This window comes from Sphingobacterium sp. 40-24, assembly GCF_001899705.1.
Classification (GTDB): Bacteria; Bacteroidota; Bacteroidia; order Sphingobacteriales; family Sphingobacteriaceae; genus Sphingobacterium; species Sphingobacterium multivorum.
In genome coordinates, this window is record NZ_MKWH01000036.1 from 106,507 (window position 1) to 125,648 (window position 19,142).

17 protein-coding genes are annotated in these 19,142 nt (G+C 39.9%); 13 read left to right on the forward strand and 4 right to left on the reverse strand.

The window, feature by feature from the left end; translation table 11 throughout:
• The first annotated feature begins 301 nt into the window (after window positions 1-301).
• Window positions 302-3,469, forward strand: a complete 3,168-nt coding sequence (locus tag BGP15_RS14665; RefSeq protein WP_286769943.1) for a SusC/RagA family TonB-linked outer membrane protein — start codon at window positions 302-304, stop codon at window positions 3,467-3,469.
• 23 nt (window positions 3,470-3,492) lie between these two features.
• Window positions 3,493-4,980, forward strand: a complete 1,488-nt coding sequence (locus BGP15_RS14670) for a SusD/RagB family nutrient-binding outer membrane lipoprotein (protein ID WP_286769944.1) — start codon at window positions 3,493-3,495, stop codon at window positions 4,978-4,980.
• 91 nt (window positions 4,981-5,071) lie between these two features.
• Here BGP15_RS14670 and BGP15_RS14675 read toward each other — a convergent pair whose 3' ends face one another.
• A complete protein-coding gene (locus BGP15_RS14675; RefSeq protein ID WP_286769945.1) occupies window positions 5,072-6,082 on the reverse strand; it encodes a CobW family GTP-binding protein in 1,011 nt (336 codons plus the stop codon).
• Window positions 6,083-6,148: 66 nt separating this feature from the next.
• The gene (gene folE, locus BGP15_RS14680; protein WP_286769946.1) at window positions 6,149-6,820 is read right to left on the reverse strand and encodes a GTP cyclohydrolase I FolE; all 672 of its coding nucleotides are present in this window, start codon (window positions 6,818-6,820) and stop codon (window positions 6,149-6,151) included.
• Between the two features lie 169 nt (window positions 6,821-6,989).
• Between folE and BGP15_RS14685 the strand changes: the two genes are divergently transcribed.
• Window positions 6,990-7,481: a hypothetical protein gene (locus BGP15_RS14685; protein ID WP_120336365.1), complete on the forward strand. Its 492-nt coding sequence runs from the start codon at window positions 6,990-6,992 to the stop codon at window positions 7,479-7,481.
• 13 nt (window positions 7,482-7,494) lie between these two features.
• Here BGP15_RS14685 and BGP15_RS14690 read toward each other — a convergent pair whose 3' ends face one another.
• Window positions 7,495-7,944 carry a helix-turn-helix domain-containing protein gene (locus tag BGP15_RS14690; RefSeq protein WP_183044036.1) on the reverse strand — a complete coding sequence of 150 codons (450 nt, stop codon included), beginning with the start codon at window positions 7,942-7,944 and terminating at the stop codon, window positions 7,495-7,497.
• A 76-nt stretch (window positions 7,945-8,020) separates the two neighbouring features.
• Between BGP15_RS14690 and BGP15_RS14695 the strand changes: the two genes are divergently transcribed.
• The 8 genes from BGP15_RS14695 (at window position 8,021) to BGP15_RS14730 (ending at window position 15,762) form a co-directional block, all read left to right on the forward strand.
• Window positions 8,021-8,713, forward strand: coding sequence for a CPBP family intramembrane glutamic endopeptidase (locus BGP15_RS14695; RefSeq protein ID WP_286769947.1), 693 nt, complete (start codon window positions 8,021-8,023; stop codon window positions 8,711-8,713).
• Window positions 8,714-8,907: 194 nt separating this feature from the next.
• Window positions 8,908-9,528, forward strand: a complete 621-nt coding sequence (locus BGP15_RS14700) for a TetR/AcrR family transcriptional regulator (RefSeq protein ID WP_205400668.1) — start codon at window positions 8,908-8,910, stop codon at window positions 9,526-9,528.
• 64 nt (window positions 9,529-9,592) lie between these two features.
• Window positions 9,593-10,891, forward strand: a complete 1,299-nt coding sequence (locus tag BGP15_RS14705) for a TolC family protein (RefSeq protein WP_286769948.1) — start codon at window positions 9,593-9,595, stop codon at window positions 10,889-10,891.
• Between the two features lie 16 nt (window positions 10,892-10,907).
• On the forward strand, window positions 10,908-11,843 hold the full coding sequence (locus BGP15_RS14710) for an HlyD family secretion protein (RefSeq protein WP_286769949.1): 936 nt from the start codon (window positions 10,908-10,910) through the stop codon (window positions 11,841-11,843).
• 6 nt (window positions 11,844-11,849) lie between these two features.
• Window positions 11,850-12,800: an ABC transporter ATP-binding protein gene (locus tag BGP15_RS14715; RefSeq protein WP_286769950.1), complete on the forward strand. Its 951-nt coding sequence runs from the start codon at window positions 11,850-11,852 to the stop codon at window positions 12,798-12,800.
• On the forward strand, window positions 12,790-13,533 hold the full coding sequence (locus BGP15_RS14720) for an ABC transporter ATP-binding protein (RefSeq protein ID WP_088163713.1): 744 nt from the start codon (window positions 12,790-12,792) through the stop codon (window positions 13,531-13,533). Before BGP15_RS14715 ends, BGP15_RS14720 begins: the two co-directional genes overlap by 11 nt.
• A gap of 1 nt (window position 13,534) precedes the next feature.
• The gene (locus tag BGP15_RS14725) at window positions 13,535-14,638 is read left to right on the forward strand and encodes an ABC transporter permease (RefSeq protein ID WP_286769951.1); all 1,104 of its coding nucleotides are present in this window, start codon (window positions 13,535-13,537) and stop codon (window positions 14,636-14,638) included.
• Complete coding sequence (locus tag BGP15_RS14730; RefSeq protein WP_286769952.1) at window positions 14,638-15,762, forward strand: ABC transporter permease; 1,125 nt, start codon at window positions 14,638-14,640, stop codon at window positions 15,760-15,762. The genes BGP15_RS14725 and BGP15_RS14730 overlap by 1 nt, the downstream gene beginning before the upstream one ends.
• 96 nt (window positions 15,763-15,858) lie before the next feature.
• Here BGP15_RS14730 and BGP15_RS14735 read toward each other — a convergent pair whose 3' ends face one another.
• Window positions 15,859-17,151, reverse strand: a complete 1,293-nt coding sequence (locus BGP15_RS14735) for a TIGR00341 family protein (RefSeq protein WP_286769953.1) — start codon at window positions 17,149-17,151, stop codon at window positions 15,859-15,861.
• Window positions 17,152-17,408: 257 nt separating this feature from the next.
• Here BGP15_RS14735 and BGP15_RS14740 point away from each other — a divergent pair, with 257 nt between their 5' ends.
• Both BGP15_RS14740 and BGP15_RS14745 read left to right on the forward strand, forming a co-directional pair.
• Window positions 17,409-18,377, forward strand: a complete 969-nt coding sequence (locus tag BGP15_RS14740; protein WP_046675099.1) for an ROK family protein — start codon at window positions 17,409-17,411, stop codon at window positions 18,375-18,377.
• Between the two features lie 239 nt (window positions 18,378-18,616).
• Window positions 18,617-19,000 carry a hypothetical protein gene (locus tag BGP15_RS14745; protein ID WP_046675100.1) on the forward strand — a complete coding sequence of 128 codons (384 nt, stop codon included), beginning with the start codon at window positions 18,617-18,619 and terminating at the stop codon, window positions 18,998-19,000.
• The last annotated feature ends 142 nt before the right edge of the window (window positions 19,001-19,142 follow it).

A 19,142-nucleotide genomic window follows, 5' to 3' on the forward strand; every position in this document is an offset into this window, starting at 1 on the left:
CACAAATGACGGAAAATTCTAATTCAGCAACAAGTAAATTTGATCATTATCTGTCATTTTGTTAAATTAATAGGGTAAATTAACATGTTATTCGTTTGCTAATGAATAACATGCATATACTTTTTAAAGTATATCCTTTGATGTGTCGGTGAACGCTCCACTATCTGACTTAGCTAAGCTGTTTTAGGATAAGAAGAAATACTAAACTTAATATGGAAATACTAAACTTAATATGAATTTAGTTTAGTATTAATAAACGATGTTTAATATTGCTTACATTTTCATCTATAAGTAAGCGATTATGTTCAAACTATCCTATTCAATTTCACCTAAAGTTACTGGCCTAACATTGTCATTGGCCATGCTGGCTGCACAGGGGTTTAGCCAGACCCGATCGTTCCAGGGGAGACTGGTCGATTCATTGAGTCAAGGCGCTATTCATGGCGCAACAATTCGTAATTCTCATTTAGCTAAGCTTGTTTCATCGGATCATTCCGGTAAGTTTGTGATTGACGCACATATCGGTGATACGCTAAGAATTGGCTATATGGGGTATCTTCCCAAGGTTTTCATTGTTGGCAATCAACCTTCATCCGTTATTTCGCTTATACCGAACCAACAATCCCTCAATGAGGTGGTTGTAACTGCGCTTGGTATCAAAAAAGAAAAGCAGGCTATTGGCTATTCAGTGCAGGAAATAAAAGGCAAAGACATGGTTAAAGCTCGGGAACCAAATGCTATTTCTGGTTTAGCTGGACGCGTGTCAGGCTTAACAATTACACCGAGTACGAACTTATTTGGAGACCCGGGTATCACGTTACGTGGTCGGAGCAATATTCTTATTGTGGTCGATGGCATGCCGATTAATACCGACTCATGGAATCTTAGTCCGGATGATATCGAATCCTATTCTGTTTTAAAAGGGGCAAATGCTGCGGCATTATATGGGAACAGAGGTCAAAATGGAGCGATTGTGATAACGACAAAACGAGCAAAATCACAGGATAAGGGTTTCCAGGTTGAATTTAACTCAAGTACACAATTGCAGACGGGGTATAATGCGATACCAAAAATTCAAACCGAATATGGCCCGGGTTCAAATTATCAATATGCTTTTAAAGATGGTCGTGGGGGTGGAATCAATGACAACGATTACAACATTTGGGGACCCCGATTTGAAGGACAGCTTATTCCGCAATATAACAGCCCGATAGATCCAAAAACAGGTCAGCTTATTCCCTTACCTTGGGAAGCCAGAGGAAAAGATAATTTGAAGAAATTTCTTCAGAATGGTCTTTTGAGTACAAACAATATTGCTATTTCGACTAAGAATGATCATGGTGATCTACGCTTATCTGCGTCTCAGATGTTTCAAAGGGGAACTACACCTAACACGAAATTGGGAAGCACCAATATAAATCTTACCGGAGGCATTAACGCTGGTAGTAAGCTCCGTTTCGATGCGAGCATAAATTACAATAAGCAGTATTCACCAAATTATCCAAATATTGCTTATGGACCAAATAGCCCTATTTACATTCTTACATTATGGGGAGCGGCAGATTATGATATTGATGATCTTCGCAACTATTGGCAGCCTGGAAAAGAAAATGTACAGCAGTACAATCGTGAATACACCATTTATGACAATCCTTGGATGACGGCTTATGAAAATTTGAGGACCTATGATAAGGATGATATCTACGGTTCCGTGTCGGCTAATTACAAGTTTAATGATAAATTGTCATTAAATGCACGTACCAGTGCTAGTACCTGGAATAGGAATAGAACGATTAAAATTCCAATTTCTGCCAACCTATATAATTATAATATCGGTGGAAGCCGTGTTGGTGGTTATCAAGAAACCTATGATACTTTTTGGGAAAATAATACAGAGGTTTCCTTAAAATACCAAAATCGTATCGCCGAGGACATAGGCTTCTCAGGCTCGGTATTTGGTAATTTAAGAACCGTCAGTGTCAAATCGCTGTTTGCACGTACAGATCGTGGATTGACTGTGCCCGGTGTTTATGACTTAAGTAATTCGATCATGCCCACGGTGTCTACTAACGATCGCGCCCTGCGTCAGGTTGGAAGTGTGTATGGATTCATGGATGTAGACTATAAAAGTATGTTATTCTTAAATCTAACGGGGCGATTTGATAAATCTTCGACGATGCCGGTAAAGAATAACACCTACTTCTACCCATCGGCTTCACTAAGTGCTGTGATTTCACAGATGGTCACTTTGCCCAAGGTTATTTCCGCATTAAAAATCCGTGGGGCATATGCTAATGTTGCGAGTGATTTCGTCAATGAATCGGCCCAGTACGATATTTATAAACTTTTGCCGGCATACAGTAACTATGGACGTTGGGCCAATTCAATGACGGGCGTAACATATACCGATGTATTACCTAACCCGGATCTCGTGGCAGAGCGTGTGAAGACGGCGGAAATAGGTTTGGAAACTCGTTTATTTAACAACCGTCTGGGGTTCGATTTTGCTTTTTTTAGAAACCTGGAAGGTCCCAGGATTATCGAATTGGCTACGTCGGTTACTTCAGGTGTAAGAGCGAGACAAACCAATGGGTTGACTTTATTGCGTAAAGGTCTCGAGCTGAGTATCGATGGGACTTTGATTCAACAGAAAGATTTTAGCTGGAATGTAATGGTCAATGCATCAACAAATCATGCCTGGCTACATGACATCGATGGGCATCAAACGCGATCGGGGAATGTTAGTGTTGGTGAGCGATGGGACGGATATTACGTGAATGATTTTCAGCGTGATGAAAAAGGAGTGCCAATTGTGGGTACAAACGGTTTGCCAGCTTACAATCCTTATGTGAGCAGAATAGGTTATAGCGATAATAAATTTACGGCCAGTATCAGCAATAGTTTCCGATACCGTGATTTCAGTTTTAGTTTTCTTGTCGATGGCCGCTTTGGTGGTTTAATAAAAAATGTGCAGGATGCCAAACAGTGGGGATCTGGAACCCATCCCGAATCAGCAAATGAATATCGTCTAAAGGACTGGGAAAATAGGGATGTCAAAGATTATAAAGGAACTATCATGACCAATGGGTTAAAAATAGTCAAGGGGCAGCTCAATACAGATCAGGATGGTAAGATAATCTCCGATACAAGAGAATTTGCCCCAAATGACATTTCTGTATTGTGGCAAAATTGGGCCACTAATTACTATCAGTCGGGACCAATTACGGCCAAAAGTCGAACCTTTGTCAAATTACGGGAGATCGTTTTCAGTTATAATGTACCTGCCAACTTGTTGAAAAATTCCAGATTCTTCCGCAGTGCAAGTGTTTCAGTGGTTGGTAGGAATTTGCTGTATTTCACTGGAAAAGGTACCCAAAATATGGATTTGGACCAATTCACCAGTGCTAGCTCAGACTACCAGACACCATCAGTAAAGAGCTTTGGTCTAAATCTTAATGCAACCTTCTAAAAACTTAGTCAAAATTTTTAAAAATGAAGTACTTTAAATCCACTCTCATTCTTCTCCTGTTCGGGTGCTCTTTCAGTTCCTGTAAAAAGATAACGGATCTACAAAAAGACCCTGCGGCCGTATATAATCCTGCTCCAAAACTTTTGTTTACGGGAATACTTATGCGTTCTTATGATGCGCCATGGAGTGAAGATCATCGACATAATCAGTATATGACACAAAATGAGGCCTATTATGCGGGGCAGCCTTATGGATGGACTACAGGCTCTTTTGAAACGCCCTATGGTATATTGCGTGATGTGTACCGTATGGAAATCGAAGCTGCGAAAACTCCTGAATTGAGTGCTGCTTATATGACTATGGCCAAATTTTTCAAGGCTTATTTCTTTGCCCGAACGACTGAAATGTTTGGTGATATTCCATTGACAGAGGCTCTGCAAGGTGAATCGGCGGGCAATTTTGCACCCAAATACAATACCCAGTTGGAGGTATATCAGCAAGTGCTTAGCTGGCTTGAGGAGGCGAATAATGAACTGGCAAATCTCAAAGAAAAAGGCAATACATTAGATGGCGATTTCTTTTACAATGGCAAGCCTGAGCAGTGGCAGAAACTGGTCAACTCGTTTAAGCTACGTGTTTTAATTAGCCTCAGCAAACGTGCCGACGATAGCCCCGCATTGCGGGTTAAGGAACGCTTTGCTGAAGTTTTGGCGAATCCTACCAAATATCCGCTGATTCTTGAAAATCGGGATAATTTTCAACTCCTTTACAATAATATTAACACCTATCCGCTATGGCCAACAGACGGTGTGATTATAAAAAAGGATGTGCGAAACACATTGGGAGCAACCTACCTGAATATTTTAAAGACTTTACAGGATCCAAGATTGTTGATTCAGGCTCTGCCGGCTTCGGCGATGCCTTCTGATCCTACGCGCCCCTTCGACGTATACAATGGCGGGAAAACAGGCGACCTACAGAGTACCTTGCTAAAACAAGCTGCGGATGGACAGCTATCTATGATCAATTTCGATTATTGGCTCGCTTCGCCGTCTGGGGTTCCATCTATTCAACTTGGTGCCTCCGAAGTCCAATTTGCCCTGGCAGAAGGTATCAATCGCGGTTGGGCTAGCGGAGATGCTGCGGTAAGATTTCAGTCAGGGATAAGTCAGTCGATGCTGTTCTACGGAATTTCTCAAGACAAGATCAATTTGTTCTTACAGGCAAATCCTTACAAAGGGAACAATATGGAAGGGTTAAAGCAGATCCTAACACAAAAGTATGTGGCATTTTTTGAAAACTCAGGAAAACAGGCATTTTTTGAGCAGCGCCGGACAGGAGTGCCAGTTTTTGATATAGGACCTTCGAATGCCAATAATAACCAGATACCGAAACGGTGGGCATACCCTAAGACCGAATACAGTACCAACGAAACTTACTTGAAAGAAGCTTTGCAACGTCAGTTTAATGGATCAGATACCCAAAATGACATTATTTGGCTAATTAAATAAAATACAAAGTAAGCGTAGTTAGTCATGGAAAGACCTCTTGGATTTGTGTCCGAGAGGTCTTTTTACGTAGACAATTGTTTCTATAAATCGTTTATTGCCTCTCTTTGATGGTCAACATACGTATCAGGAGATCTTGTATGGAGAGACTATCAAGCTCTTTTCCAATAAATACCAGTGTATTCATTTTTCTTTCATCCTTTTTCCAATGGTTACCGTAGTCCATATCGACTCGTGAACCGACGGTCTGTATAATGATTTTTTTGTCTTCATCTTTTTTATAACCAATTCCCTTCATTCGGTAAATTTTGTTTGGATACTTGCCGACGAGTTTGCTCAAACCGAGAAATAGGTTTACGAAATTAAATTCTTCAGCAAAAGTATAGACGCGCGTTGCAATATCGCTCAGATGTTGTTTTGCCAGACTTGATTTGCCAAGTATCAGTGAGCTGCTTAGATTAACGTTCTTCAGAAAAGAAAAGGCTTCTATTTTTTTTGTGTACTTTATTTCCTCAATTATTTCGAAAGGAAACCCCTCCGTTACTGTTGACTGGAGAGTTTTCGCTAATGGGTTTACATGTGCTAAGTAGTTGCTTAAATAGCTCAAGTATGCTGAATGTACCGCTTCGGTTTTGTTAATGACAATGACGTCGGCAGCTGTGATTTGCCGTAACACTTCATCCCTTTCCTTGATCTGATCTTCAATAAGTGCAGCATCAACCAAGCAAATAATCTTTTTTAATGGGAAGTAGCTCTTAAACACTGGATGCCTTGTAAAAGGTTCTGTTATAGCATCGGGTATGGCAAGACCTGTACATTCAATAACGAGTTCATCAAAGCTGTCTTGTTTTTGATAGAGCGATTCGAGTGCGGTGTAAAGTTCATCGTTCAGCGTACAACAGATGCACCCCTCTTGGAGCGCTACCAATTGTCCATAGTTTTCATTGAGCAAGGAACTATCTATATTTAGTTGTCCTATCTCATTTTCAATGATAGCAAAACGTTTTTTCGGATAGGATTTCATTAAGGCATTTAGAAAAGTCGTTTTTCCTGCACCTAAAAAGCCAGTTAAAATGGTTACTGGGCGAGCATGGGCTGTATTCATTTGCGATGATTATACATTTAATCTGCTTCTGGTATCATCCCAACGAAAGTCGGGGAAAGGCAGATCTTATTTCAATAAATTGAAAAATTCGTTTCGTTTACTTTCTGATAAGAATATACCGCTGTATTCCAGTGTTGTTGTACAGCTGCTGGTGTCTTTGACACCCCGGGCGGAGACACAGAGATGATCGGCATCAATCACAACAATGATATCATCTGTTGCTAAGGTGGATCTGAGCTCATTGTAAATCTGTAAAGTAAGGCGTTCCTGCACCTGTGGTCGATGCGCATAGTATTCTACAATACGGTTTATTTTTGACAGTCCTATTACGCGGTCTTTGGGGATATAGCCTATATGTGCCCGCCCCACGATTGGTAAAAAATGATGTTCACAGGCAGAATTTACCCGTATGTCTTTTTCTATCAATAGCTTATTGTAGCCATAGCGATTTTCGAAGGTGGACAGCTTGGGCTTGTTAACCGGGTTAAGGCCATAGAACAATTCGTTGATATACATTTTTGCTACACGATGGGGCGTTCCGCTCAGACTGTCATCTTGGAGGTCGAGGCCAAGTTCATACATGATGTCCTTAAAAAGTTGAGATATCTTGCTGATTTTTTCTTCGTCTGTTCGATCAAATGCATCGGGCCGCAGGGGAGTATCCATTGAAGTCATCATGTGTTGGTCTCCTAAATCTTCCGGATTGGATGCTGCATCTTTTTTTAATAATGTGTTCATAAATTAATTTTTATCAAATCGTGCTGATTATACCTCTTGTCTATTGTCAAATGGAGTTGCCATTTCATAGCGCTATTCGTGTTATAAATATAGTTAAAAAACAGTAAATGCAATATAGTTGCTTTTGATGTTTTTTAACTATATTTGATAGGTAAATCTTTAATGCGTTATGTTTAAGCAATTTATTCTAGTTTTTTTATTTGTTGTTGCAGGAAGTAAAACTAATCCAGTCTTTTCTCAAGGGGTAACGGAATCACAACATTTGGTAGATCATAAGCCTTTGATGAATGAGGTTTGGAAAACCTTTGACACCATGCTCTATAAAGTTAACAAGGTTAATGGCAAGACGGTTTACACCCCCTATTTTCCGAGTAAGCTGTCGAAACTGGATGGAACAAGTGTAGAGTTGCAAGGCTATATGGTGCCGTTAAAGGCCGGTCTTCGCCATAATAGGTTCCTTTTGTCGGTTTTGCCGGTGCAGCAGTGTATGTTTTGTGGACAAAATGGTATTCCACCGATGGTGGAGGTTACGCTGAGCGACAACAATAAAGTGTGGTTAAAAGAGAATCCTGTTATTGTAAAAGGCTATGTCAAATTAAATGAGAAAGATCGGAGCAGGGTTGAAATCTTTATAAGAGATGCAGCTCTTTTAAAACAGTAAAGATTATCAAAAGCTAACGATTCCGCCAGGTCCACCAAAGAACGATTCCATAGATAAGCACAGCGACCGCAAGCAGTAAAAATAGTTCGAAACTTGTCTCCGGAAAACTAGTCGATTGTGAAAGAAAGGCGGATATTAATAAAATGCCGAGTATGCCTGAGGTTATGCTCACAATGAGTTTTTGAGCTTTGTTTAACGCGGGTTTTGTTTGTTGTGCTACTTTCTTCTCGAGGATCTCATGTACAGGTTCGGTTTCCTTCAATAGTGCAATATCGAGATCAAGCTGCACTGCCATTAAATTGAGGGTATAAGCCCTTGGTAGAACTTCAGCTTTTTCGATGCGTTGCACAGACCGAAGATTCAGTTTGACAAGATCAGCAAGTTGCTGTTGGGAATATCCTTTACTGATACGGGCATTTTTGATCAAAAGCGCTATTTTCTCTTTGCTGGATTTATTGGTCATTTTATGACATTTTGCGGCGTATTCAAATGTCGTGAAATTAAATGATTTAAGGCTATAGCTTTGTGTAAAAAAAATCATGATCGCTATTGCTCTTGAATTGGTCGTCTCCCAGTTTTTGCTGGGTTATTTTTGCAAGCGGAACCTCCAGGTTCTGGGGTTTTCCTCAAAGGTCGGATCTTTCCTCTTTTGTCTGTTTGGGCCCATAATATACGTTACTGCTCTCTATTTGAGTATTGCTTATTTAGTCGGAAATCCGTATCAACTAAATCCAAATTATACGGTATCTGATTTTTTTGGCAGTCTTTATTATGTATCAAAAGCAGTGGTATTTGAGGAATTGATCTTTAGGGGAGCCGTATTATATATTCTTATGAGACGCTGTGGTCAGGGGAAAGCTGCATTGATCACGGCGCTGGCTTTTGGCATTTATCACTGGTTTTCGTACGGTATCGTGGGGCAGATTTTTAAGATGCTGGAAGTTCTTGTATCGACCGGTATAGTGGGGTATTTATTTGCACGAATTTGTATTAAAACAGGTAAAATAGTGCATCCGATTGTTTTACATTTTGGTTATAATTTTGCAACGATGATTCTATTTTCGAAAGAAAAAAATATCGGACTGCAGCTCCTGATAAAAACGTATGCGGTAGACCCAGTCAAACCCGAGGGGATTTTGCCTTTGTTCGTCCTCGTTAGTTATTATATCGGTTTTCCGCTGTTGTGCTATATTTTTCTTAAAAAACTAAAAGCTGCAAATAATTTGTCCTGACTGCCTGCTAGTACCTATCATTTGCTCGCTTTATTACTTGCATGTTGAGGAACGGGTTCCTTTTTTTTGTGATTTATTTACATTGATTATCATATAAATACGTTTGTTGTTTTGTTTTAATCATTTGATTAAAACAATTGTTTGTTTTTAATTCTTTTTTCTATCTTTGCATAATACAAGGAAGTTTAATCGGGATGAAAGAGAAGAAAATAGATCTGTCGACGGAAACGAAAATTAAGGAAGCGGCGAGGGTTGTATTCTATAAAAAAGGTTTCTCAGCAACCAGGACAAGGGATATTGCCGAAGAAGCAGGGATCAATCTTGCTTTGCTCAATTATTATTTTCGGAGCAAAGAGAAGCTTTTTGAAATTATTATGTTTGAAACCTTTTCGGCTTTCGTACAGAGTATGGCTGTTATCCTTAATGATGAAACAACCAATCTTGAAAGTAAAGTTGAATTGATAGCCAATAGATATATCGATTTTATCATCAGAGAACCGGAGGTGCCTACTTTTTTGATTTCGGAAATCAGAAACAATCCTCAGGAACTCCTCGAAAAGTTGCCAATCAAACAATTGCTAAACAATTCTGTTTTTTTTAAACAGCATCATGAAGCCGTAACACAGGGCTTTATTATGGAGCCACATCCTTTACATTTTTTAATGAATTTATTGGGGTTGGTTGTGTTTCCTTTTATCGCAAAGCCTTTGATTATGGGGGTACAAGATCTCGATATCGAACAGTTTAATGCACTTATGATAGAGCGTAAGAAGCTTATACCGATATGGATAGGAGCGATGATGAAAGCAAAATAATTTTTTTTGTCCCAAACTTAATCAAATGATTAAATCTAAAGATTAAAAAATAATGCCACAATATATGAACAACGCAGTTATGAAGTATTGTTATTTAACGCATGTTATTCTTTTATTGATCCTGTTGCATGTTGCAAATAGGGCAACTGCACAAGGAGAAGCGCTTACTTTGGAGCGTTGTTATACGCTTGCCAAAGCAAATTATCCAGCAATTAAAAAAATGGATCTGATAACCAAAACGGGTGAGTATACCATCCAAAATGCCAATAAAAGGTTTCTCCCCCAAATTAGCTTCTCAGGTCAGGCAACCTATCAATCGCAAACAGTAAGTTTTGCGGATGCTGTAGGTTCATTGCCGGGTATTTCCTTACCTTCTATCAGTAAAGATCAGTATAAAATACAGGGTGAAATTAGTCAGCTCATTTACGATGCCGGCAATATAAAAATGCAGACGGATTTAATCGCTGCAAATACGGCATTGGAGGAGCAGACCTTAGTATCCAGTCTCTATGGGATCAATCAACGTATCAATAGTCTTTATTTTGCTGTTTTATTAATCGATGCCCAATTGAAGCAGAACGAGTTAAACAAGGCTAACTTACAGACTCAGGTACAAAAAGCTGAGGCTGCTTTTGACAATGGGGTAGCATTTCGTAGTAATGTGGAAGAGTTGAAAGCTGAAGTATTGAATATAGAAATGCAGACCACAGAATATACATCTAATCGTACAGCATATTTAAATATGCTGTCGCTCTTTATAGGAAAGAAGCTGCCCGAATCCATGCAATTGGAATTGCCTACTGCTCAGTATACGCTTTCCGCCATTAACAGACCTGAATTAAAAGCTTTTGATTTACAAACAAACATCGTTGACCAACAGGAGAAACAATTGAAATCCGATTATCTTCCACAGGTAAGTGGCTTTTTTCAAGGGGCATATGGAAGGCCAACCCTCAATATCATTGAAAACAAATTTGGTCCCTGGTACGTTACGGGGCTGCGTTTTTCTTGGTCGCTAAGTAGCTTTTACTCACTGTCGAACAAAAGAAATATCCTTCAGCTCAATCGTCAGTCTATTGATGCCGATAAGGAGACATTTTTGCTGAATGCCAAAGTTGACCTGAGCCAACAGGGTGAGCAGGTCAATAAATATACCATCTTGATTCGACAGGATGATGCTGCGATTGCCTTGCGGACATCGGTAACTCAATCTGCTGAGGCGCAGTTGAGCAATGGAGTGATCACGACCCACGAGTATATTCAAAAATTAAATGCAGAACACTTGGCCAAGCAGCTCAAAATATTGCACGAGATCCAATTGTTACAAGCGATCTATAATTTAAAATTTATAGCCGGGAATTAACTGTAAACATCAAAAAATGAAAAGATTAATCCTATTTATTACTGCGCTCTCTTTGCTTAGTGGTTGTAAGCAACATAATGAATATGACGCTTCAGGGAATTTTGAGGCTGACGAAGTGATTGTCTCTGCGCAGCAAAACGGAATATTGATGCAATATGCTGTTGAAGAAGGAAAGCAATTGAAACCTGGAGATACTGTCGGAAAAATAGATGTCCGTACTGCTGAATTGCAAAAAGAACAAGTGCAGGCAAGTATCGAAGCTTTATCTCAAAAGACGGTGAATCCCAGGGATCAGGTTGAACTAGTACGGCGCCAACTGGTCGTTCAGGAAGCGCAATTAAAACAACAGCTGTACGAAAGGACCCGGACGGAAAATCTGGTAAAATCAGATGCCGCAACACGTAAACAGCTCGATGATATCAATGCGGTAATCGATCAATTGCAGAAACAAATAGCCGTGACCAAGCAACAACTCACCCTCAATACATACAATACAAATACTCAAAATCGGAGTATCTTGAGTGAGAAAAATCCCTTAGAGAAATCTGCTGCACAGATTCAGGAACAGATCAATAAGGGACAGGTGATCAATCCTATTGGTGGGACAGTTTTGGTAAACTATGCACTACAGGGTGAGTTGCAGGTCGTCGGTAAACCTTTATATAAAATTGCCAACACGACGAAGCTTTATTTGAGGGCTTATATTACCGGAATTCAGTTGCCACAGATAAAAGTCGGACAGGCGGTGACTGTGCGCATTGATGATGGCAAAGAGCATTATAAGGAATACCCCGCAACAATTACATGGATTTCAGATAAATCTGAGTTTTCACCAAAGACAATTCAGACTAAAGATGAGCGCGCTAATCTTGTTTATGCGATCAAAGTAAGTGTGAAAAATGATGGTTATTTAAAAATAGGGATGTATGGTGAGGTCCTTTGGTCAAAGTAAGTTATTATGATCGCTGTCAGTGTAAAAAATATGGTCAAAACCTACGGTAATGTTAGAGCCGTAGATGACGTTTCTTTTGAGGTAAAGAAAGGTGAGTTGTTTGGGCTGATAGGGCCTGATGGCGCCGGTAAAACATCAATTTTCCGAATACTAACCACTTTACTGCTTGCGGATAGCGGTACTGCTGCTGTAGAGGGATTTGATGTTGTCAGAGAATATCAACAGATACGCAATCGGGTAGGGTATATGCCAGGACGTTTTTCATTATACCAGGACCTGACGGTAAAGGAGAATCTCACTTTCTTTGCGACAGTTTTTGGTACAACCATTCAGGAAAATTATCCACTTATCAAAGATATTTATGATCAGATACAACCCTTCAACGATCGTAGAGCAGGGAAATTGTCTGGCGGAATGAAGCAGAAGCTGGCCTTATGCTGTGCGCTGATCCATAAGCCCGACGTGCTTTTTCTGGATGAACCGACAACAGGTGTCGATGTTGTATCCAGAAAGGAATTTTGGGAAATGTTGACCAAACTCAAGGAACAGCAGATCACGATCGTGGTATCCACACCCTATATGGATGAAGCTCGACTGTGTGATCGTATTGCATTAATGCAGGGCGGAAGGATTATGTCAATCGATGAACCGTCAGGTATTATAAAAAGTTTTCCAAAGCCACTATATGCGGTTAAAGCGGACAATATATATAAACTGCTCCAGGATCTCCGTTCGGATCAGGCGGTAGAAAGCTGTTATGCATTTGGCGAATATTTGCACCTTACCTCAAAATCAGAAGTGGATGGTAGGGAAGGCATTATTGCCCTGGCAAATAAGTATAATCCACAACATCTCGTGGTTGAAAAAATAGCAGCAACGATCGAAGATAGTTTTATCCGCCTGATGCAGGATCAAAATGGTATGAACGAATTCAAACAAGTTACAGATGGAGAATAAGGCAATAGTCTGTAAGGATCTGACCAAGCAATTTGGAGATTTTAAGGCCGTAGATAAAATTACGTTCGATGTTGACCAGGGCGAAATTTTCGGCTTTCTTGGGGCCAATGGTGCGGGGAAGACCACGGCCATGCGTATTCTTTGTGGTTTGTCCTACCCGACATCGGGTGAAGCAACTGTTGCTGGCTTCAATGTGTATAAAGAACAGGAGCAGATCAAAAAGAATATCGGTTATATGAGTCAGAAGTTCTCGTTGTACGATAACCTCACTATTTTGGAAAATATTGAGTTTTATGGTGGCGTTTATGGTGTTTCAAGGGCAGACATAAAGTCGCGGAGCAGTGATTTGGTACATACCTTAGGTTTGGAGAAAGAAGCAAAAAAACTCGTAGGCGAATTACCTTTGGGTTGGAAACAGAAGTTGGCATTCTCGGTAGCGATTTTCCATCGACCTAAAATTGTTTTTTTGGACGAGCCAACAGGAGGTGTTGATCCGATTACCCGACGGCAGTTTTGGGATATGATTTACGAGGCTGCTGCCAATAACATCACGGTGTTTGTGACAACACACTATATGGATGAAGCCGAATACTGCAACCGTATCAGTATCATGGTAGATGGGAAAGTAGAAGCGATGGACAGTCCTACAAATCTGAAACAGCGGTTCGAAACCCATTCCATGGACGACGTATTTTATCAACTGGCACGTGGGGCCAAAAGATCGGGAGATTGATATGAAACAGTTGTTCGCTTTTATTCGCAAGGAGTTTTATCATGTTTTTAGGGATCGTAGAACGTTGCTTATCCTTTTTGGGTTTCCCGTAGTTCAGATTCTCCTTTTTGGCTATGCATTGAGTAGCGAAGTTAAAAATATTGGAATTGCGATCCAGGATAATGCGCGTGATGTCAACTCCAGTGAAATCATAAACCGTATTAAAACAAGCTCATATTTTCAGGTGAAAGATGAAATTGTAAATTATAAAGATGTAGAAAGCCGATTTAAAGATGGAAGCATCAAATGTGCAATAATCTTTCCTGCAAATTTCGGGGAGGATCTATATCGAAAGGATGGTGCTCAAATTCAGCTATTAGCTGATGCTTCCGACCCGAATACAGCCACAATAGTCACCAATTATCTGACAGCTATAATCAAGGCATACCAGCAGGACCTAAATCCCGGAACAGCGTTATCCTATCAGATAGTGCCGCAACTGCGACAATTGTATAATGAAGAGCAGAACGGTTCCCTTAATTTTATCCCTGGAGTGATCGCATTAATTTTTATGATCGTGAGCACGGCACTGACCTCCGTGGCAGTTGTGCGCGAAAAAGAACTGGGGACTATGGAAATTCTATTGGTATCGCCTTTCAAACCCATTATGGTTCTCATCGCCAAAGCGATTCCATATCTCGTGCTTTCACTCGTCAATTTTATCATTATTCTTCTACTTTCGGTGTTTGTACTTGATGTTGAGATCAGGGGAAGTCTGGTGTTGATTTTCGCGGAGAGTATTTTATTTATTATCACCTGTCTTTCTTTAGGCTTGTTGATTTCTAATATCACCGATTCCCAGCAAACTGCCATGTTAATAGCGATGATGGGCATGATGCTGCCGACCTTATTATTGACTGGCTTTATGTTTCCTTTGGAAAATATGCCCTGGATATTTCAGGTTATTTCGCATATCGTACCATCCCGGTATTACTATGCAATTATTAAAGCTGTCATGCTCAAAGGAATGGGCTTTAGTTATGTTTGGAAAGAAACATTGATTCTCGGCGGGATGTCAGTTGTGTTGTTGTCAATTGCATTGAAAAGATTTAAAATCAGGTTGTAATGGAGGTATTAAGATTCATATTACAGAAAGAGTTTCGGCAGATATTCAGAGACAAGATTATCTTGGCCATGATGTTTGTCATGCCGACAGTTCAGCTGATCATCATGCCATTTGCAGCCAATTTTGAAGTGAAGAATATCAATATTGCTTATGTTGACAACGACCACAGTTCTTATTCAAGAACCTTAATCAATAAGATTGCATCTTCAGGATACTTTAAAATCGTAAGTAGTCCACTATCTTATAAAGTTGGATTGGAAATGATCGAAAAGGGAGACGCTGATCTTGTATTGGAGATACCGGCAGGTTTTGAGCGCAATCTGGTGCGGGAAGGTACGCAGCAAGTCAATATCGCAGTGGATGCCATCAATGGTACAAAATCGTCCTTGGGTGGAGCTTATTTAACCAGTGTAATTACTGATTTTAACGGCGGTTTGGATGTAAATATCAAAGCCGCTAAAACAGGTATTTCAGAGCAGGTCGCAACCGTCAAAATAGCGAATTCCAATTGGTATAATCCCAGGGCTGAATACAAGTACTATATGGTGCCGGGTATTTTGGTTTTGTTGCTTACGATGATTGGCGGATTTATTACAGCGCTCAATATTGTCAAAGAGAAGGAAATCGGAACAATCGAGCAGATCAATGTGACGCCCATCAAAAAATGGCAGTTTATCCTAGGGAAACTAATTCCATTTTGGATTGTGGGCATGATTGTTTTTACCATTGGTATGATTGTAATGTATATTGTCTATGGTATTTTTCCGCAGGGAAGTTTACTGCTTTTATATCTCTTTGCTGCAGTTTACCTCATTGCACTATTGGGGTTGGGATTGTTTATTTCTACCCTCGCAGACACGCAGTTGCAGGCCATGTTCATCGCATATTTCTTTATGATGGTTTTTATGCTGATGAGTGGCTTTTTTACCAGCACAGATAGTATGCCGGCTTGGGCAAGAGCGATTTCGCAATGCACACCAGTTACCCATTTTATCAGTGTTGTACGGCTGATTGTCTTAAAAGGGAGTGGATTTCAGGAAGTGAAGAAAGAGCTTGTTTATCTTATTGGATTTGCTTTATTGTTGAATGGTTTAGCCATCTATAACTATAGAAAGACCGTGTGAAAACATGGCGTAGTCATTCGTTCTTTGCTAATTGAACATAGCGCTTACGCTTGTTTAAACCGTCAGATCGTCGGCATAGAACGAGCTGACTCAAGTCTATTTACGTATAATTTCCACACTATCTTTAGGAAAATGATTTTGTAGCCATTGTTGTAGCTTTTCCTGTTGTGTTTGAGGTAGCGGAGTTTTGGTAGAATAAATAAATGCGACAAGGTTGGCTAAGCTATCTTTTTTGCTGTAATGTTGTTGTATACCAATGCTATAGGAGCTTAGCTCGGGAAACAATACCAAGATATCCCGATCGAGTTGTGGATTAGCCAATTGGTATTTGGTAAGTTCATTATTGAGAGCTCTTATGGTAAGGTCTTTTTCACTTACAGCAGCGGTACGCTTATCGATTTCGCTAAGAATACTCGATTTTAGGTCTAAACTGTCCTGATGAATAACCAGCGCGGTATTGGTAATCCCAAATGTTTCCATGCTGTGTTGTAGAGACTCAACTTCTTTTTTGCTGAATTTTTTTGATAAGAAAGCCAGTTCTAATTTCTTTGGATTACCATTCATCTCCAGTTTTTCATAAATAACCGTATAACCTTTATTGCTCAATTCCTGTTGAACGAACTGATTTACTTTGTTTGTGTATTTTTTTTCTTGTAGTAGATTGTAGGCAAAATATACGCTCGGCAATACAAGTATAATTGTGATGATGGTAATACTTTGTGTAATTCTTTTTTCCCGTTGCTGATCGACATAATGTGTTTTGGGGTATCGTAAATATTTGACAATCACAAAGGTCGAAATGCAGATAAAAACACAGTTTATTATATACAGGAATAATGCGCCAGCGAAAAAGCTGAAATTGCCTATTGCGAGTCCATAGCCCGCGGTACAGAGCGGAGGCATCAGGGCTGTTGCAATTGCTACTCCAGGAATTGGATTGCCCTTATCCACTCTTGTAATAGCAATGACACCGACAAGACCACCGAAGATTGCAATCATGACATCGTAAATATTGGGTGATGTGCGTGCTAGTAACTCAGATTGTGCCTCTTTGAAGGGGCTTAAAAGAAAATAGATAAACGACACGACCAAGCTGATCAATGTGGCGATCAGTAGATTTTTTAGCGATTTTTTTAATAACGGAAAGTCAAAAGTCCCTAAGGCGAATCCAGCTCCTACTATTGGCCCCATTAACGGAGATATCAGCATGGCTCCTATAATGACGGCAGTAGAATTTACGTTCAATCCAACAGACGCCACTACAATCGCGCAGGCTAGAATCCAGGCATTAGCTCCGCGAAAAGAAATATTACTGACAACATTTTCCAGAACAGCTTCCTTTTTTTCTTCACCTTGGTGTAGATCAAAAAATCGTAATATTTTATTCATAAATTTATTGTTGTACTAAAAAATATAAATATAGGGCCTAAACTATTCTTAACGTGCTAAAACTATGCCGCCTTTGGTAATTTGGTGTGCCTAGACGATAAAATAAAGTAGCGATGCCGGATGGATCCAACTTTGATCGGATTGCCCGTGATCATAAATAGCGTTCTCTACAGATATTAAATGGCAAGAAGATTTTGCCGACTGCTCATAAAATATTATCTTTTAGTAATTTTAGAACTAAGAAACAAGAAATAGAAATGTCGTTAATAGATTTATCAAAACGCGTGGCGTTGGGAATAGATATCGGTGGAACCAATACAAAATTTGGTGTGGTCAATCATCGGGGCGAAGTACTTGAAAAAGGAAGCATAAAAACAGATGCTTATCAAACGGTGGAAGAGTTTATTGATGCGTTGTACGAGAAAGCTTATCCCTTAATTGAAGCATTTGGTGGTGAACAAAGCTTTGATGGAATTGGTGTCGGCGCGCCTGATGCTAATTATTACACTGGGACAATAGACCACGCTCCCAATCTCCCTTGGAAAGGTGTGATTCGATTTAGCGATTTAATGACGGCCAAATTTAAGATTCCCTGCACCATTACCAATGATGCAAATGCCGCTGCTTATGGTGAAATGCTTTTTGGTGCGGCACGCGGCATGAAAGATTTTATTATGATTACCTTAGGCACGGGCGTAGGAAGCGGCATAGTGGCCGGAGGGAAGCTTATTTATGGACACGATGGCTTTGCTGGCGAATTGGGCCATACCATTGTCAAACCAGGAGGACGAAAACATTGGAGTACGGGTTCTGAAGGAAGTTTAGAGGCTTATGCATCTGCTACGGGGATCACCATTACAGCCAAGAAAATGCGGGCCGAATTTCCGGAATCGATGTTGAATCAATTCCCTGAGGACGCGATCAATTCGAAGACAGTTCATGAATGTGCGCTCAAAGGGGATGCGATAGCCATTGAGGTATTTAGGTATACTGGGCAGAAACTAGGTGAAGCATTAGCAAATTTTGTGATGTTTTCTTCTCCTGAAGCAATTCTACTTTTTGGAGGAGTAATTAAGGCCGGTGATTTTATCTTAAAACCCGCGAAACTCCATATGGAAAGAAACCTTTTTCCTTTGTTTAGAAACAAAGTTAAACTGGTCTTTAGTGAATTGGAAGAGGCTGATGCTGCTATTCTTGGTGCAAGCGCATTGGTCTGGGAAAAATAATATATTGGTTTGTTCTCAAGGCAGAATTACCGCTTATCGGCACTGTTGTGTTTTGAGAACAACTTGGTTAAATCGCTAAAATACAACGGCACTTTCACAGAATACATATGATCTTGTTGTCGGGAATTTATGGAGAAATAACTGACCATTTAATTTATTATAGCGACTGTTATCTTTTTTTGAGAAGCTAAAGGCATAGTCTTTGCTAATAAGTTCTTTTAAACTTAACACTATTCCAAATGAAAAAGACCATTTTTCTCCTTCTGTTGCTGTGTACAGCTTTATTCTCAAAAGCAGATCAACTTCAGGCCTTGACACAAAAGCAAGCCGAAACGGCCGTTGCATACCTTAAAAAAGAACCCATCGTTATTTTATGGTGTAGCTGTTGTGATAATCAAATACCCAAAAAGATTACTGTTCAAGAAGTATATTTCAAGGCATATCCGGATGGAAAATATTATTCTGTGGTTGTAAAAGGACGGGATGAAAGTGGGGCCGAAGTAGAGGAATATGTAGACTTGGCTTATGTGTTCGTAAAAAAAGGTAAAAAAGCGAAAAGCTTAGGAAAAGTGTTGAAATATGAGTGTGACCCTTGTACAAAACCATTTGACTGGGCGGCTTAAATTCTTGACGCGACATATTATCGCTAATCTATTCTGTTTGCTTCAAGAAGTTATACCCTCAATGGTGATAACTTAGGATCATACCGAAAGTTTGGGGGGTAAAGTTTTTAAGCATACAGTTTCATTACTCTATATAAGAAGA

What these genes read in the sequence shown, in the direction of transcription:
- BGP15_RS14725 (WP_286769951.1), top strand. Translation starts at nt 13,535, where the DNA reads ATGAAACAGTTGTTCGCTTTTATTCGCAAGGAGTTTTATCATGTTTTT.
- BGP15_RS14735 (WP_286769953.1), bottom strand. Translation starts at nt 17,151, where the DNA reads ATGAATAAAATATTACGATTTTTTGATCTACACCAAGGTGAAGAAAAA.
- BGP15_RS14705 (WP_286769948.1), top strand. Translation starts at nt 9,593, where the DNA reads ATGAACAACGCAGTTATGAAGTATTGTTATTTAACGCATGTTATTCTT.
- BGP15_RS14690 (WP_183044036.1), bottom strand. Translation starts at nt 7,944, where the DNA reads ATGACCAATAAATCCAGCAAAGAGAAAATAGCGCTTTTGATCAAAAAT.
- BGP15_RS14715 (WP_286769950.1), top strand. Translation starts at nt 11,850, where the DNA reads ATGATCGCTGTCAGTGTAAAAAATATGGTCAAAACCTACGGTAATGTT.
- BGP15_RS14685 (WP_120336365.1), top strand. Translation starts at nt 6,990, where the DNA reads ATGTTTAAGCAATTTATTCTAGTTTTTTTATTTGTTGTTGCAGGAAGT.
- BGP15_RS14720 (WP_088163713.1), top strand. Translation starts at nt 12,790, where the DNA reads ATGGAGAATAAGGCAATAGTCTGTAAGGATCTGACCAAGCAATTTGGA.
- BGP15_RS14695 (WP_286769947.1), top strand. Translation starts at nt 8,021, where the DNA reads ATGATCGCTATTGCTCTTGAATTGGTCGTCTCCCAGTTTTTGCTGGGT.
- BGP15_RS14665 (WP_286769943.1), top strand. Translation starts at nt 302, where the DNA reads ATGTTCAAACTATCCTATTCAATTTCACCTAAAGTTACTGGCCTAACA.
- BGP15_RS14730 (WP_286769952.1), top strand. Translation starts at nt 14,638, where the DNA reads ATGGAGGTATTAAGATTCATATTACAGAAAGAGTTTCGGCAGATATTC.
- folE (WP_286769946.1), bottom strand. Translation starts at nt 6,820, where the DNA reads ATGAACACATTATTAAAAAAAGATGCAGCATCCAATCCGGAAGATTTA.
- BGP15_RS14670 (WP_286769944.1), top strand. Translation starts at nt 3,493, where the DNA reads ATGAAGTACTTTAAATCCACTCTCATTCTTCTCCTGTTCGGGTGCTCT.
- BGP15_RS14740 (WP_046675099.1), top strand. Translation starts at nt 17,409, where the DNA reads ATGTCGTTAATAGATTTATCAAAACGCGTGGCGTTGGGAATAGATATC.
- BGP15_RS14710 (WP_286769949.1), top strand. Translation starts at nt 10,908, where the DNA reads ATGAAAAGATTAATCCTATTTATTACTGCGCTCTCTTTGCTTAGTGGT.
- BGP15_RS14745 (WP_046675100.1), top strand. Translation starts at nt 18,617, where the DNA reads ATGAAAAAGACCATTTTTCTCCTTCTGTTGCTGTGTACAGCTTTATTC.
- BGP15_RS14675 (WP_286769945.1), bottom strand. Translation starts at nt 6,082, where the DNA reads ATGAATACAGCCCATGCTCGCCCAGTAACCATTTTAACTGGCTTTTTA.
- BGP15_RS14700 (WP_205400668.1), top strand. Translation starts at nt 8,908, where the DNA reads ATGAAAGAGAAGAAAATAGATCTGTCGACGGAAACGAAAATTAAGGAA.